Annotated in this window: 24 protein-coding genes; 2 read left to right on the top strand and 22 right to left on the bottom strand. The window is 60.2% G+C overall.

Annotation, left to right across the window (positions count from 1 at the left end):
- Positions 1-29 precede the first annotated feature (29 nt).
- On the bottom strand, positions 30-680 hold the full coding sequence (locus ACVW17_RS05565) for an ImmA/IrrE family metallo-endopeptidase (protein ID WP_456796852.1): 651 nt from the start codon (positions 678-680) through the stop codon (positions 30-32).
- 234 nt (positions 681-914) lie between these two features.
- Here ACVW17_RS05565 and ACVW17_RS05560 point away from each other — a divergent pair, with 234 nt between their 5' ends.
- Complete coding sequence (locus ACVW17_RS05560; protein ID WP_456796851.1) at positions 915-1136, top strand: hypothetical protein; 222 nt, start codon at positions 915-917, stop codon at positions 1134-1136.
- 37 nt (positions 1137-1173) lie between these two features.
- Positions 1174-1584 (top strand): hypothetical protein, encoded by a 411-nt coding sequence (locus ACVW17_RS05555; RefSeq protein ID WP_456796850.1) that lies wholly within the window; start codon positions 1174-1176, stop codon positions 1582-1584.
- Between the two features lie 70 nt (positions 1585-1654).
- On the opposite strand, the gene ACVW17_RS05550 is transcribed toward ACVW17_RS05555, so the two are convergent.
- The 21 genes from ACVW17_RS05550 to ACVW17_RS05450 all read right to left on the bottom strand — a co-directional run bounded on the left by ACVW17_RS05550 (position 1655) and on the right by ACVW17_RS05450 (position 14009).
- Entirely contained in the window at positions 1655-1987 is a 333-nt protein-coding gene (locus tag ACVW17_RS05550; protein ID WP_456796849.1) for a hypothetical protein, read from the bottom strand.
- A 59-nt stretch (positions 1988-2046) separates the two neighbouring features.
- Positions 2047-2454 (bottom strand): hypothetical protein, encoded by a 408-nt coding sequence (locus ACVW17_RS05545; RefSeq protein ID WP_456796848.1) that lies wholly within the window; start codon positions 2452-2454, stop codon positions 2047-2049.
- Between the two features lie 4 nt (positions 2455-2458).
- On the bottom strand, positions 2459-3100 hold the full coding sequence (locus tag ACVW17_RS05540) for a hypothetical protein (protein WP_456796847.1): 642 nt from the start codon (positions 3098-3100) through the stop codon (positions 2459-2461).
- Positions 3101-3205: 105 nt separating this feature from the next.
- Positions 3206-3517 (bottom strand): hypothetical protein, encoded by a 312-nt coding sequence (locus ACVW17_RS05535; protein ID WP_456796846.1) that lies wholly within the window; start codon positions 3515-3517, stop codon positions 3206-3208.
- A gap of 129 nt (positions 3518-3646) precedes the next feature.
- Positions 3647-4321 (bottom strand): hypothetical protein, encoded by a 675-nt coding sequence (locus ACVW17_RS05530; protein WP_456796845.1) that lies wholly within the window; start codon positions 4319-4321, stop codon positions 3647-3649.
- A complete protein-coding gene (locus tag ACVW17_RS05525; protein ID WP_456796844.1) occupies positions 4318-4758 on the bottom strand; it encodes a hypothetical protein in 441 nt (146 codons plus the stop codon). The genes ACVW17_RS05530 and ACVW17_RS05525 overlap by 4 nt, the downstream gene beginning before the upstream one ends.
- Positions 4759-5127: 369 nt before the next feature.
- Positions 5128-5349 (bottom strand): hypothetical protein, encoded by a 222-nt coding sequence (locus tag ACVW17_RS05520; protein ID WP_456796843.1) that lies wholly within the window; start codon positions 5347-5349, stop codon positions 5128-5130.
- A gap of 1080 nt (positions 5350-6429) precedes the next feature.
- Positions 6430-7638, bottom strand: coding sequence for an AAA family ATPase (locus ACVW17_RS05515; protein WP_456796842.1), 1209 nt, complete (start codon positions 7636-7638; stop codon positions 6430-6432).
- Positions 7635-8186: a hypothetical protein gene (locus ACVW17_RS05510; RefSeq protein WP_456796841.1), complete on the bottom strand. Its 552-nt coding sequence runs from the start codon at positions 8184-8186 to the stop codon at positions 7635-7637. Before ACVW17_RS05510 ends, ACVW17_RS05515 begins: the two co-directional genes overlap by 4 nt.
- A 718-nt stretch (positions 8187-8904) precedes the next feature.
- Positions 8905-9303: a hypothetical protein gene (locus tag ACVW17_RS05505; RefSeq protein ID WP_456796840.1), complete on the bottom strand. Its 399-nt coding sequence runs from the start codon at positions 9301-9303 to the stop codon at positions 8905-8907.
- Positions 9300-10298: a hypothetical protein gene (locus ACVW17_RS05500; RefSeq protein ID WP_456796839.1), complete on the bottom strand. Its 999-nt coding sequence runs from the start codon at positions 10296-10298 to the stop codon at positions 9300-9302. Before ACVW17_RS05500 ends, ACVW17_RS05505 begins: the two co-directional genes overlap by 4 nt.
- Positions 10295-10489 carry a hypothetical protein gene (locus tag ACVW17_RS05495; RefSeq protein ID WP_456796838.1) on the bottom strand — a complete coding sequence of 65 codons (195 nt, stop codon included), beginning with the start codon at positions 10487-10489 and terminating at the stop codon, positions 10295-10297. Before ACVW17_RS05495 ends, ACVW17_RS05500 begins: the two co-directional genes overlap by 4 nt.
- Positions 10489-11157 (bottom strand): hypothetical protein, encoded by a 669-nt coding sequence (locus ACVW17_RS05490; protein WP_456796837.1) that lies wholly within the window; start codon positions 11155-11157, stop codon positions 10489-10491. The genes ACVW17_RS05495 and ACVW17_RS05490 overlap by 1 nt, the downstream gene beginning before the upstream one ends.
- Positions 11158-11345: 188 nt before the next feature.
- A complete protein-coding gene (locus tag ACVW17_RS05485) occupies positions 11346-11669 on the bottom strand; it encodes a hypothetical protein (protein ID WP_456796836.1) in 324 nt (107 codons plus the stop codon).
- A complete protein-coding gene (locus ACVW17_RS05480; RefSeq protein ID WP_456796835.1) occupies positions 11653-11943 on the bottom strand; it encodes a hypothetical protein in 291 nt (96 codons plus the stop codon). The genes ACVW17_RS05485 and ACVW17_RS05480 overlap by 17 nt, the downstream gene beginning before the upstream one ends.
- Positions 11940-12197: a cold-shock protein gene (locus ACVW17_RS05475; RefSeq protein WP_456796834.1), complete on the bottom strand. Its 258-nt coding sequence runs from the start codon at positions 12195-12197 to the stop codon at positions 11940-11942. Before ACVW17_RS05475 ends, ACVW17_RS05480 begins: the two co-directional genes overlap by 4 nt.
- Positions 12198-12218: 21 nt before the next feature.
- Positions 12219-12620, bottom strand: a complete 402-nt coding sequence (locus tag ACVW17_RS05470) for a hypothetical protein (protein WP_456796833.1) — start codon at positions 12618-12620, stop codon at positions 12219-12221.
- A gap of 22 nt (positions 12621-12642) precedes the next feature.
- Complete coding sequence (locus ACVW17_RS05465; protein ID WP_456799031.1) at positions 12643-13218, bottom strand: hypothetical protein; 576 nt, start codon at positions 13216-13218, stop codon at positions 12643-12645.
- The gene (locus ACVW17_RS05460; protein ID WP_456796832.1) at positions 13100-13405 is read right to left on the bottom strand and encodes a helix-turn-helix domain-containing protein; all 306 of its coding nucleotides are present in this window, start codon (positions 13403-13405) and stop codon (positions 13100-13102) included. The genes ACVW17_RS05465 and ACVW17_RS05460 overlap by 119 nt, the downstream gene beginning before the upstream one ends.
- 173 nt (positions 13406-13578) lie before the next feature.
- Entirely contained in the window at positions 13579-13788 is a 210-nt protein-coding gene (locus ACVW17_RS05455) for a hypothetical protein (RefSeq protein ID WP_456796831.1), read from the bottom strand.
- Positions 13785-14009, bottom strand: coding sequence for a helix-turn-helix domain-containing protein (locus tag ACVW17_RS05450; protein ID WP_456796830.1), 225 nt, complete (start codon positions 14007-14009; stop codon positions 13785-13787). The genes ACVW17_RS05455 and ACVW17_RS05450 overlap by 4 nt, the downstream gene beginning before the upstream one ends.
- Positions 14010-14224 lie beyond the last annotated feature (215 nt).

Below are 14224 nucleotides of genomic sequence, written 5' to 3'. Positions count from 1 at the left end.
ATATTGGGGGCATTCCGGTCCGGGCACTACTATTGGAGTCCAAGGCTCTTTGCTCGGACGGTCGCCGCTTGGACACTGACAGCAAACCGTTCTGCCAATTCATCCAAATCATTGTCGTCGCGGAATGCTTTCATGAACGGTGCTCTGGGCATGAGAAACGCTGCCGCGAACCAATTAGCCTCCCACTCGGCTCGCTGCTGATCTTTATCGCTCTCGTCTACCCAGCGCGTTGCAATCATCTCCGCTTCGGGATTGGACTTCCTGACGCGTGGGTAATGCAAAAAGAGGTGACCTAGCTCATGCGCAATCGTGAAGCGGTCCCGCTCCGGCGAGGTCATCGTCGGCAGGTAAATAGTGAAATCGTTTGAAGCCCGAACCCGGATGGATTCCGGAATTGCTCCGCCGCTACTCGGTTCGTTCTTGTAACGGATACGTCCACCAAGACGAGCGACCACAGGCTCAATCGAGTCGCCCGGCTCAAATTTCAAAGCCGCCGCAACTTTCTCCGCGTGGGCCCATACGCTCATCTTCGACGCGCGAATAGGTTCTGGTCTAACAACTTCGGCCATAAAACTCTCCTGCCGGTTGCTATGATAGTGATTCGCCCATTCAAAATATAGGTCTGTTCTATTTTTGTTCTTAATTTCGCGACGATTTGTCGCACCATTGATTATTGACATGACTCAATCCCTCGCCCGTTCGCGAGTCTATTCCGGCAATTACAAGACGTATTGGCCACAATAAACAGCTAGCGCTTGTCAGCAATTTAAGCGAGCTTTGTTTATCTGGAGCAACCTAGTTGTCTGCGATCGTTGGACGGTTAGGGATCGGGCCGGCTGGCCCGTAGAATGCCGGAAGCCTCTCCACACACGTCGGGAGATCGAGTAGCATCACAACCCGAGCGAGAGGCGAAAATGGCGAGCGAGCTTGTACGTGTCGATAGGGTAGGGCCGGCGATCCTGCCGCGCCTTCGTCGCGTGCAGGCGTGGCGAAGGGCGCGGCTCCAGCGACTGCTGTCTGATCCCAACATCGCCCAAAATGATCCGGAGCGATGTAGGTCTATCAAGGCGGCGCAGCACTACACGGCCGTCTCAATGCGCGCTGAAGCAATCCTGCGCGGCCTGATCAAGGAATAAGGGGTCTAAGCCATTGTCATCGGGGGAAGGATGGATTTTGCCGACGCTGTTGGTCGGAGCGTTGAGCGTCGCCTTCGGTCCGCCGCTCGTTGAGCGAATGCGGAATGAGGTCACGGTCTACACGATGTTTTGCACCAAAGACCGCGTAAACGGCGTCTGCACGGGAGAAGAGCAGACAGCGAACCCCACGACGTTCAAGGTCTACCCCGAGCAACAAATCGTTGTGTCGTGGGTCGGGGAAGGTCCAGTGACGCGCATGGAAAACTGCGCCGTGCGCGACGTTTCGAACTGGCATTGTCGGAACGGTCACTTCGAGCACACCATGACGGACGGCAGCTATCTCAGCGCAGCCGAGGAGCCCTTCGTGGGCTTTAGTAAGCTGTTCTATCAGGGATCGCGCTGGCGCTGGTGGATGACGAAGCTGGCGGAGTACACCAAAGCCAAATGAACTCGGGATTGGACGCATACGCTGCCCGTCGAGAGTGTTTACCGGGCTCAGTGGAGAAAGCGTCGCGTGTCTAGTCTTTGATGCGATGACATGCCGCGAAGACTGACCCGTGGCCATTGGTGGCCTCCATGGTCACCTTCGAGAGGTCATCGGCGAACAACAGTCGGTAGCGTTTATCTTCACCACCCCAAACGTAGACGGTGCCAACGTAGGTCGCGCCCAAGATCGTATCGGCGACGAAGCGGCCGGCGAGCATGAGACCTATCCGGCCGTTTCTAATCGTGATGTCGCCGTCGCAATCGATGTATGACAGCGCGACGCGCGCCTTTTGCGCAGCATCCTCTTGGCCGTGCACTGCGCTCAGCATGCATAGTAGTGAGGCCAATATCGTGACCCGCCGCATTCTCATTCCTAATGATTACTTCGCTGGGAAACGTTATCTGCTCGGGGGACGAAGCGCGCCTAAGTTCGAAATACAGACCAAAACCAGCAATCGACAATCCGCTTTTTCTGATAGTTCGTCAGGTCGTAGACCGCGCTTCCGGTCGCGACTTGGTCGATAGCTTCACGCCATTTGCCGTCAAGCTTGTGCTGTTCGTCCAAGATCGAAGCGGATCGAAGCGCTTTTATTGAACCAACCTGCTCGCGGCTGAAAATTCCGTTCGGAAGACCACGTGTGTAGGCCTCAGCGACAAAAGCCCAATTCTTTGGCGCACTGACCATGTCGAGCAAATCAAAATATTCATGCTGCTTCATGTTCAGCAAATTACACTCTTCGGTCGCACCGTGCGAGGGCTTATCAACAGGGAACTCGGCCCGCAAAACTAAAGCCGCCGCCAGCGGGTTGAGAACGGCGCGAGCGCTTGGCACGCGCTCATCGAAAGGCTCTGAACAGCGCTATGACGCTTTCCCATATCGTTGCGCGGACGACCGTTTCAGTCGCGACTTGAGCCAACCGATTGGTGGAGACGGAGGGGGAAGCGGAGGACGGGGACACACCCATTCTAGCCATCAGCCCAGCCCGGTCCCGCAGCGCTTCTTGAGCGTACTCTTCGTTCTTCATGTAGACCAGAGTAAGCAGCCTATCTTGTTCGGCTTTAGGCAGATGCGAAACCTGATCTTGCACGCTCTTGTTAAACTCAATGAGCCTCGCGTTGACGAAGCTCCTGTCACGTCCGAGCACTTCGCGCCACAACTGATCCACTTGCGGCAGAAGGTCCATCTTGGGCAAAGCGCTTTCAGCGGCGACTTGTCCTAACCGATTGATGGCGGCCGATGGACCGCGCAAACCTAACCTGACCCTCAGGTCTTCTTTGTCGTGTTGCATCAAACCAGCGTAGAGCGCCATCTGTTGCATGACTGGCTCCATCGCCCCTCGCTGATCCTCTTGGGGTAGGCGAGCTACCTGAGCCTCCATTCTGTTTACGAACTCGTCGAACTTCCGCTTTTTGATTTGAACGTCGTTCTCATCAATGGTTTCGCGGAAAACTTCGTCCAGTTGCTCCAGCAAATTCATGGGTGATGCCCCGAATATAAGAGAGCCAAAATCGCAATCAGCGTATAAGTCGTTTAAAGGTACAACCTGCCGTAGGCTCCGTGATGTGTCAAATCGCGCAAGTGGCTAAGCGGAACGGGCCGCCAGCGCCTTCATGACGCCGATGCGCGCCAACATCGTCGGGCCTGTTCGGCTGTCCGCCACGAGGATCAGCGCCGCAATCGCGGCCTGCCATTCAGCGCTCTCGGCCTCCTTCCTCGGAAGCGCCGTCACATAATTTGCGGCGTCGAGCAGCGTCACGAGCGCGCGGCCGTCCGGGAGGATGATTGGCTCCTCAAACGGTCGTTTCCAAAGGGGGCGCTTTTCGTCGCTAATGTCGCCAGCCCTTCTTATCGAACTGCGTCTTGAAGCCATCAGGCAGGCGCGGCGCTTCGTCATCCGCCGGGCGATTGCACATCGGACAGGGAGCGCCGGCTCCGCCGCATGTGCACGCATGCTCGCCCCGCCAAGGTCGCGAGGCATGGTTCTCGCACACCCAACCGCAGTCTTCGCACAGCGGGCATCTCATCAGAGAACACCGAGGCGATGGCCCAGCACCTTCATTACGTGCCAGAACACCGACGCGGAGGGCACGAGCAGGAAGCCGAGTCCTGCCGCGTAGAGAACGGCCGCCGCCCATCGAGCCAACCAACGCGACCGGTCCAGCATTTCATAGTACAGGTTCATCTCGATGCGGTTGTGTTGCGCATTTCTTCGTCGGATGTCTTCCGGCGCTGACGGCGTTGGCCTGCTGTTAAAGTGAGCAGTGTAGTTGGCGTGATCTTCGCGAGCGATCCGATCGCCGACCCGAAGCCGGCTCTGCAAGACACCAAACGCGCGTTGGCTCATGAATGGTTCGTCGCCAGCGACATACTCTTGCGCCGATGCGTAACGTTTCACTTCGAGCGGACAGCATGCGGCGAAGATCACGGAAGCAATTGCGACTAGCACTAGACCGACATACACGGCGAGCAGCTTGGTCAGCGTCTCGCTAGCTGCCGCACCAAACACTTCCTGCGATAACTCCAAATGTTTGACGATGTCGTCATTGAGCAGGATCAGGTAGCCGACCAGAGGGATTAGAACTGTCAGCTTCGCGGCGCGGGAATTGCCGATCGAGCGGAGCCGACGCCACGACACAAAGGCGCGCCCTCTCTTCAGGCCCTTCTTGTGTTCCGCGATCGTTGGTTCGGTCGTCGTCATGTCGTGTGCTGCGGCCGCGTCCATAGCTGCAACAGCGTAGCCGGCGGACGCTTCCCGGCAGCTCGGCACTTCGAGCACACAAACCGGCTCGCAAGATCGTGCACACACGTCGTGCTGACCCGGCGCAGCGCTGCGAGATCGACATCACGCCGCGCCTTGCAGCGGCTGCATGCTATCTCCAACCATGGTAAGCCGCCATTGATAGCCTGATCAATCGTGGGGCTTGGATCGGCGGGGCCGCCATCGCTCCACATGCGCTCATTCCACGATTGGCATAGGAGGCTGTCCGCCTCACGGATCAGCGTCTCCCCCTGTGCGCGTTTCTCGGCCGAGCGCTCCGCGAGCATGATGGTCACCGCCCGCGCCTTGCGCAATTCCTTCCCCAGCGCCTTGCGGTCGCCGCCTGACAGGGGTGTGGGGTGATGCTTCGAAGCCATTTACCCATGAAAGCTTAGTCGGCGGCCTTTAGGAAGTCTCAACCATCTGCCCTTCCATCTGTGCTATCATGGGCGGAACTGGAGACCTTGACCATGTGCAGATGTGGACTGGCGAAGGGGCTGACGACTTGCCTCGTTTGTTGCGGCATTCTCTTCGGGCCTGTCGGCGCGAAGAACCCGCCAGCATCTGTTATCGGCCACGTGCTGACGAGCACTTCGACAGTCACAGGTGTAACCGGTGGCGCGATCATCCGCTCGGCGTCGATACCGGACACGATAACCGGTGCGCTCGTGCGCGGTCCAGCAACATTGCCGAGCGCCGGAGCGTACGTACCTGACCAAAGGCTTGGCCCAACAGGAACGGGCTCTTCAACCTCCGCCTCGACCAAGACGGGCTGAGTTCGCTCGTTCGCGGATCAGCGACAGCGCTGCGTGGATGGTTTCGGCCGCCGCTTCGAGCGCGATCATTGCAGCGTGTGCGTCGCGACCAGAGAGATACGGACCCGGCGGCGGGAGTTTGTCGGCCGGCTCTGCTGCCACCTTGGCGAACTTCTTTCCTGTCGAGATGTCGGCGATGCGCCCGCCGTTCACGCCGAACCATGCCGCGATATCGTGCTGTCAGTCGCCTCTCAACAGCATACCCTTCGCAATTGCGGCCTCTGTTTCAGTCAACGAGATGCCGCTCGGCTCCGCCCTGCTCATGTGATGCCTTGCAATGATTGGTTGCGAAAGCGGGGAGCATACAGCCGGGGGAGGTTTTCCAAATCCTCCGGGCTTTTATTTTTCTAAGTTTTGAACAATTTCGGGAGAAAGTGAAAACGAGCTAGGGCACATCGCGATTGCCGATTTCCAGCCGCAGCCGGTTCCTACCCCGTATCTCATCTGGGCCAGCCGGTCCCATACTCGCCCCTCCGCCGGCCGCTGTTCGATCTCGTTTACCCGGCGCTAACCATGATTGCGTGGCGCTTGGAGAGAGCGCTGTGCCAAGGCGAGAATTCGATGCGCGTAATCCCCGTTATGGAATCTTTTTGGGGGAGCGCATAACGCGTGCCACGACATAAAGAGGCCGAATGCATAGCTCTCCCAGAGCGGCACAAGCCATGTGCCCAGCGCATTAACGAAGCGTTTGCGCTCGCGCGGGTTGTGGGTCGAGCAGGGGTGTGCTGGAAATCCGAATAGCTAAAATGCCGCCGATCCCGCGCGAGGCCGGGAGGCGGTCCAATTAACCTAAATTCTTGAGGTTAACCGGCTCTGGCGCAAGAAAGATGCGTGCTTTGGTCAAATAACGTAACAAAGCATCAAAAATAGGCATCGGGATGAACGAAAATGAGGTTCCAGACGCATAAAATGCAAAATATTAAGGTTAACGGCCCTGACGCAGATAGGTAGGACTGCTTTTGGGCCTATCAGGCGCCTATAGACCTAAATTCTGGCCTCAAACTGTCCGGATCGCCGGTTCGGACAGTCCATCCCCTGTCCGCATTGTCCGGATCGTCCGAATAACGGGCCACCATCATAACACGCTGAAAATCAAAGGTTTATCAGCCATTGTCCGGATCGTCCAAATCGTCCGAACGCCTTCGGGCTGCTGTCCGTTTGTCCGTAACCCCTACGTAGTAGGGTTACGACAACGACATGCCCCAGCGGACGGATGGCGATGGTTTAGGAAAATCACTCCCCGTCGTCGGACGCAGGCTCTGCAAATTCCTCCCGGGCTCCCGGCTCATCGGCCGCCATTGGTGCGCCCGGCTCGTCGTTCAATTCGACCATGGTGCCGACGATCTCAATCCACCCGGCCCTGACAAGCTTGTCCAGTTCATCGGTCCACTTCTGTCGGGGGTTGGCCGGCTGCTCTCCCTTGCGAGCGCCTTTCTTGACCGTCCAGAGCTTGGCCCTGATCACGGCGTCGCGCCACTCATCGACCGAGCAGCCTTCGCCGAGTTCGCGGGCGATCTCCAGCATACGCGCTTGAGCCGGATCGAGTGTCGCCCGGGCTCGCTCGGTGCGGTTCAGGAATTTCAGCGTCGAGTTCTCCGGTTGCTTGCCTTCCATGCGAGCAGTGAATTCGTAATCGTCGGAGGCGTAGCGCTGGATCACGGCGGAGAACGTGAATAGCGCGTTGCGGCCCTCTCCGTCCTTGACGCACTTCGTACCGCCGTCCACGGCTCCCGGGAGGTCGCTGAGGCCCTTGGGACGGTCCTGCGCCTTCTCGCTGACGCCGACATGGGCAACGATGATAACCGAGCAGCCGAGCGCCGCACGAATACGGTCGCATCCCATGATCGCCGGCATCACGCTCTCCGCGTCGCTGTCGTTGCCTCCGAACGCCGCGAGCATCTTAGCCCATGTGTCCAGCCAGATGGCTTGATAGGGTCCACGACCGTCATCCAGCTTCTTCAACAGCGTATCCATCCCGATCCTGCCATCGGGTTGGATCAGGTTCACCGGCGACATGATGAGGTTGAACCGATCCGGCGACAGAACTTCGCCCGGGTCTTTCTTATGCTTCTCGCAGAGCGCAACCACACGAGCGAGGATGCGCTTCGGATCGCCCTCGGCGCAGCAATAGGCGACGCGGCCTTGCATCGTCGGCAAGCCATTGAACGGCACGCCAGCGGCGATGCAGAACGCCTGTTCGAGGCTCAGATATGTCTTCGCGGACTTGTAGAGCCCGAACGTGACCCACAGGCCGCGCGCGATCAGCACGGGCCGATTGTCATCGCCGATCAGCCACGGCGTGGCCGGAATGCGCTGATAGTCCGCATACGTCCACGGCTCGAACGGATCGCGCTTGCGCATCTCGTCCACCGTCATCATGGGCTCGGGACCGAGGAGATCGGCGAGGTCGCGATTTTCGGCGACCACTCTTAGGTTCGTCATGACTGCGGCCCTCCGTAAGGCTTGTCGAACGCAGGATGTTGGCCGAATTTCCGGCGGCGTCGGTTCTGTATCTTGCTCGCTGGCGTCGGCTCCGGCCGGCGCGGGGCCAGCACCCTCAATCGTCGGCAAGCGCGCTCTTCCCATGATCGCGGCGGCTGCCTTTCGAACGCGCGCAAGCGGAGATCATAGAGGCCTTCGGCGGCATCACGCGTGGTATGTGCATCGATCCGCTGTCGGCTGCTCGCGTTGTCGTCGAGATCGGCGAGAGCCTGCCGAGCCGCGAGCACGTTACGCCATAGCCGCCAAAGCTGTTGCAGCGAGACGCTGCGCGGCTCCAGTTCGTCTTGCTCGTGAAGCCATTGCGCGCGAGAGACGCCACGGTAACAGGCTTGGGCGATCTCGTGAGCGGCGTAGACGGTCCGCACATCGTGGCGACAGTCCCATAGGCCCGGGTGTGGTTTCGGCCGCGTCGCCTCGATCTCAGCGCGTCGCCGGTCCATCGCGTCGAGTTTATCGCCGCATGCTGTCACTTCGTTGGTCTGGGCCATGGAACGGGCTCCCTCTCTTCTGCGGCGAGGGGGAAACGCGCCTTGGTGATTGTGAAAGTTTCGGGCTCGCGTGATGCTTTGAATTCCTGCCAGAGCAACCGCGCAGCCGTTACGTCCTCGTGCGAGGCGTTATGCCGGATAAGCCGATAGAGATCGGCCCAACGTGTGATTGACGGAAGTGCTTTCGCGTGATGCAGCGTCCGGATACGATCAACGAGACGGCCACGCGCACGGCCGCGCGGCGTGTCGTTCACGCGGCGCGCGAGAATGAATGCGACGAAGGCACGCGAAAGCACCTCGCTCGAAGATTTTTCGGCGAAGGCTGTTGCGGAAGTTGAAACCGCTGGGAGTTGTGCGTTAGCTAGGGACATCAGCCGGTCGTTTCGGTTGGTTATGGCGTCGGGCGTTGGTAGCGCCGCGATGCCGCTATTTTCCGGAAGGCTGCCCTTTGGTCGAGGGCAGCCTTTCGACGTTCTGGGAAGGACGGGGGAGCCGCTGGACCGCGCATGCGGGGATCGGGCTCGGGGTCACAAAAGAAACGCTGATCTAGGCCAGTCCGTTGCCATTAAACTCGTGGAGTGCGCGCGACATTGTTTTAGGCCTAGAGCAAATCTGACGTATACGCGTGCTGTCCCAAATTGAATCAGTCTCGCCGGCCCTACGGAGCCCGTAGAGAGGCTGTTCAGCCCGCTGCGCAAATGGCAGCGGCATTGTCCAATCAACGAACAGGCGGCCGGCGGCTACGCGCCAGCGCGGCGGTTTTCGCGGCGGCCTCGGCAGCATCGTCGCGCAGGATCGCCGCGCGGATGTTGGCATGATGCTGAGCGAGGAGACGCGAGCGGCGGCTGTAGATGAACGCTTCAACTTCGGACGCTGTCGGCTCCCGGCTCCATCCCATAATGGCCTGCCATTTCAGACCTTCGCCCTCTTCGAGGGTGCCGTCTGCGTCCGTAAACAGGATTTCATGTGCACCATACCCGGGCGGCCCTATTGCATCTTCCATCGCGAAAAGCTGATGCTCTCGTGCGATCCCGCCGACGACCAAACCGGGCATGCGCTCGCTCGCGTCGGTACCGTCGCGCAAATCGAGCCAATCGACTGTTTCGCTGTCCGTCATGATGCCTGCTCAGTCCTCGCTCTTGCCCGCGCCTCTTCGAGCTTCGCAAGCAGCGACCGTTGCAGTTCGCTCGTTACCGGTTTCGATGGACCGTTGAGCACGCCGTCTGGATCGGGCTCGGAAGCCATTGCCGGCGGCGCTGGCGGAGCGGGAGAGATCGCAGCCGGCTGTTCTGGTGCAGCGGTCGGCGCCGTCTGCGGCTCGGGCTCGGGAGCAATGGTTTCGGTCATCGCCGCAGCGATCGCGGCCGGCTCGGGCTCTGGGCCTAACAGGGCGTCGAGGTCTTCGGCGGTGATCGACGGCGCGTGCATCGGAGGCGCAAGCGCCGGGATGACTTCGACCTCGGGCAACGCATGCTCAACCGGCTCCGGCGGAATTTCTGGCGCGGGTCCATCGTATCGACCTCGCCCCATCACGCCGACGCCAACGGCCACTTGACCATTGATCTGGATTTGCTGCTTTGAGGTCGGCGTCAAATCCTTCTGCGTCACGAAAAACCGCTCCAGGATCGCTACGCTCGGCGGTTCCCACTCTTCGTTCCAGATGACGCGGCCTTCACCGTCCAACATGAGCGCGTCGGGATGAAAGCCGCAGAGAATTCTAGTCTCGCGGTCGAGCGGATACGCAGCGGGATCGAGCGCCGGAACGTTCTGGCCTTGGAAGATAGTTTTCCGCATCCTACCGAACGTCGCATACTCTTCCGCCCTCGCGCGCATAAGCTGATATCCCAGCTTGCGGGCGATCACGCACGCCTTCGCTAGGGACATCGGTTCGCCCCACGGAGAGACAAGAAAATCCGGATCATCAGGGCGCGAGTTGCTGCGCACTAACCATCGTTGAATGGTGCCGGGATGCACGTGCAATGCCTCCGCCTGTTTGGAGACGGAGAACACGCCGCTAGCGATCATCTCCACAAGAGCGAGGAGCGTTTCGGGTTTTGCTTTCCGTGTGGCCGGCGTCGGGATCGGAGGGGGATTATTCGTCGGCATGATCATTCCTGCAATTTGCGCGGCCCGAGATGGAAAGCGCCCGGCTTCCTGCGCGGGACCTTCACGGGCTCCGGCCGCGCGAAGCTCTTCAAGCCATCAAGTGAGCGGAGTTTTTCGTCTAGGTGCTGATTGTGCTCACGCGCGATGCGCGAGCCATCGTATCGGCTGACACGGTCGGCGATGATCTTCGGATGCATCACACACTCCGGCGCACCGTGCTGGAGAACAGCGGCACGCGCGTGCCACTGCGACCGCGCGCCATAGCTTGCGCATCCAGCGGCGAAGCCGGCTGCACGGGCAGGGGCTTTTCAACCGCCGGTAGGCCGGCCGCGACGCGGTCCATCTTGATCGCGTCATGCTTCGCGAGATGATCCTTGGCGACCGAGGTCGCATCGGGCGCAGGATTGCAAGCAACCCACGTAATCGTCGCTTCCGACAGCGCGCGTTCGGCGACGACGAAAGCAGATTTTGCCCGGCTCTCCGCGATCCGCTTCTCGCCGAGATTTGCCTCGGCGGCTTCCCAATCCTTCTTCGGGCCGGCGATGGCCTGCTTGGGGTGGCTCTTTTTCGCTGCTGGCTCCAGCGGACGGCCGTTGTATGCAGCGAGCGCTTGCTCGCGAGCTTCCATAAAGCTCTGCGGGCGCGCGACCTCCAAATACTTGGCGTGCTTGATCGCCACATTCTCCATCGCCGCCCGTGCGGCCTTCTGCGCGAGCGCATGTGCGGCGGCTGCCTCTTCGCGCCGGCCGTGCGCATCGATCAAAACGGAAAGGACCTGTTGCTGCGACGCAGACAGTGCAGCGATGGCTTCCTCGGTGACAGCGGAGAAATCGAATTCCCCTCGGGCGTTGAAAATCTGGAGCATATTTTGATCCTTTCGATTGATACGCGCCGCGCCCTCTGATGAGCGGCAGAAGACGCGGCGCGCTATCGGCCCGGCCGCGAAAGTCTCACCGGGCCAAACTCTGCACGCCAGCCATTCCCATGCTAAAAGATGACTGGCGTTCGATGCCGGGAAGCATCGACAGGCGCGGAGACCACGCCCTGCAAAACTCAGCGCTGATAATTCCCGCCGCGCGCCGGCTGTGACGGCTGGCGATCCAACTTCGGCGCGACGCGGACCGGGCTCGAATTGGGATTGTGATGGCCTACCGCAGTCGGCAACGCCTCAGAATTCACGGGCCTCGTCTGCCAGTTGCCCGGCGCTGCGCTGGGATCGGCCGGCATGCCATAATCGCGGTTCATAACCGTGTGATCGCCGGGAAGGTCCGACGATGCGCCCTGAAAGCCATTGTTGCCGAGACTGGTGTTCGCCGTTTCTCGGCTCGCAACGTAAACATCATTCGTGGTGCGTGGCGCGTTATTCTGATCGGTCATTGCCTTCTCCTTTTGTTGCTTTTTGTTTGAAGTAGACTGCGGATGCTGCGGGCTCGTCGGGTCTGCGCGGCGTGTGCGAGTAGATGAATTCGACGAGGTCGCCGCGACCGATTTGCATTGGCGGGTTTGAATGGTCGCGAACCGATTGGCTGTTGAAAAACACGTCACGCGTTCCGGCAAGCTTTCCGGCTGGCTCGATAAAGCCATAGCCCCTGCTCATATCGCTCGGGAAATGCGCGGCGACGACAACGCCCTGATGCCGAGACAGGTTCATTGCGCGTCTCCGATCAGTGATGACGGAATTTCGAGCACTTCGATATTGAAGGCGCGCTCTCGGCCGGAACCATCAGCCTTCACATCGAACGAGACACGCACACCGTTCAGGCCGTAGTTCGCTGAAAAATTCAACGCGCGAAGTCGTTCGGGCAATTGCTTCGCATGCAGAAACACGCGGCTGCCGCTAAACGTCTGGATGAAGCCGAAACCTTGCGGTCCGCGCCAAAAGTCAATCGTGCCGTTACGTCGCATGTCTGTCTCCCTCGTCGCTCCTCAGAGTGACCGGCGCGCGATATCGTTGAGCGGCTGGCCGCTCTTGCCGAGCGATGACGCGCGTTCAAGCTCAGCCTGCGCATCGCCGGGCTTGCCGCGCAGATGTTGCGAGCGGCTGACCATGCCGGGATGAGTTTTCGGTGCGGCTCCCTCACGGAAAATGTTCTTCTGCTGCAACGGCTCATCGTCGAGCGGATGGCTGACGCCGCTGCGGTGCGCCTTCGTGCGCGAGCGATGGCCAATCACTGCGGGAATTTCAGGCGGGAGGAGCTTGGGCTTCCCGCCGAGACGCGGATTGATCGGGCCAGCGTTGTGGGATTTCTCCCCGACGACTGCGGCGGGGACGTGCAATTGTCCGTTGCGCAGATGCATCCCGGACGGAAGTTTGATGGTGTCACGCATGGGTTTTCCCTTCTCGTTGTTGTTATCGCTTCGCGAGCAGCCGGCCGGCGAGATCGGTCCCGGCGGCCCTCGCCAGCGCTGCGGCCTTCGCACTTCCGAGCGTTCGAATGATCTCGATCCGCCTCCTCTCGGCATCCTTGCCGCGATAGCGCGTTGACCAAGGATTGTTCGCACCCTTCTCGTCGATCTCTTCGGCGGGGCGCGGCTTCACGCTGCCGAGCTTCGCGCCGAGGCGGATCATGTGCGCCTCCGCCTCTTGGAGCCCGAGGGACTTCACGAGATCACTCTGCGCGGACAGCGAATAGAGCGCAGCGTCATCGCCATTGCCGGCCGGCGGTTCGAACCAATGCGCTTTCTCGGCGCGCTTACTCTCCAGCCATTCGGCGAGGGATGCGCCGCCATCGTCCGAGAATTGCGTGGCGATATCGGCGAGCGCCGACTTCTTCACGCCTGCATTCAGCGCGATAATGGACATGTCGTTAGCGTTCATTGCGGACGCTCCTCTTTGCGGTTTTCCAGCCTCTGACCCATGCCTCCACGTCCGACGCGAGCAGGCGATTTTTGCTGCCGTGCTGATACAGCGGCCCGAGTTCGCCATTCCTGATCGCCGCATACACAACGTCAGTGTGCAGCCCGAGCGCCGTTGCGGTCTGGGTTGGACTGAGCGCGAGATACACGCGCGGATATTTCGGAGGCGCTGACATGGGCGCTGGACCTCGGGCGATGGTTGAATGAGGAGCCTTCACGGAATTCTCCCGGACATCACGTGGGGGAGTGCCGGCCATGCGGCGTATCGCGGAAGGCTGAACATCCAGACCCGCGAATTGACCGCAGGTAGGATTTCGTAAGGGTACGCGCGGCCGTGCTGAACCACAACCGGCAACAAACGAAGCCTAAGCGCCCGGACATGAGACCGCAGAAAGCCTATGAAATAAGGCTTCCCGCGATCACGAAGCCATCAATGACGCGTGCGACCTACATCCGACCGCAAGCATTCAGCGGCCCAAACGAGCGCGAGCCCGATGGGCCGGATGCGCGGCGGAAGCTCGCACACCCAACGCCAATAGATCGAGGCGGCGTAGAGATCATTGGGGCCGGCGACGGCTTCCACGTATCGTGCAAGCTCGGCGGCTTCCTCGCTCCGATGCGTGTCGATCTCGATTGTCATCGGTCGGCCTTCCTCTTCACATCAACGCGGGTTGCGTTGAGGAGCGCGTCAAGGTCGGCGATCTTGATCAGGATGCGGCCACGGCCTTTCGGGTTGGCAGCGGGGAGGCGGGAGAAGGGAAGCCGCCCAGCATCAAGCACAGTGCGAAGCGTAGTTTCGCCGACGCCGAGGTATTTGCAGGCTTGGTTGATCGAGAGGGCAATGGGCACAATGTCAGACATGGCTTAGCAAGCTCCGGTCCGGAGTTGCCCATGCCTTGCGTAGCTGCGTGCCTTGGGTCCCCCGCCGAGGGTTGCGGCGTCTGGGGAGGCGTTGACCCGGCGTTGCTCGCGCTGCCTCCGGAGGAGGTTCGGTCAAGAGGCCCCAAAAACACGGAGCTTTTCCCAAGGCGTACCGGTCAAACTGGCGCGGCTTTTACACCCAAACCGGATTTTCG

It is taken from the genome of Bradyrhizobium sp. USDA 4473, assembly GCF_054063335.1.
Note: the sequence above shows the minus strand (reverse complement) of the source record. Positions and strands in the feature narration are given on the sequence as shown.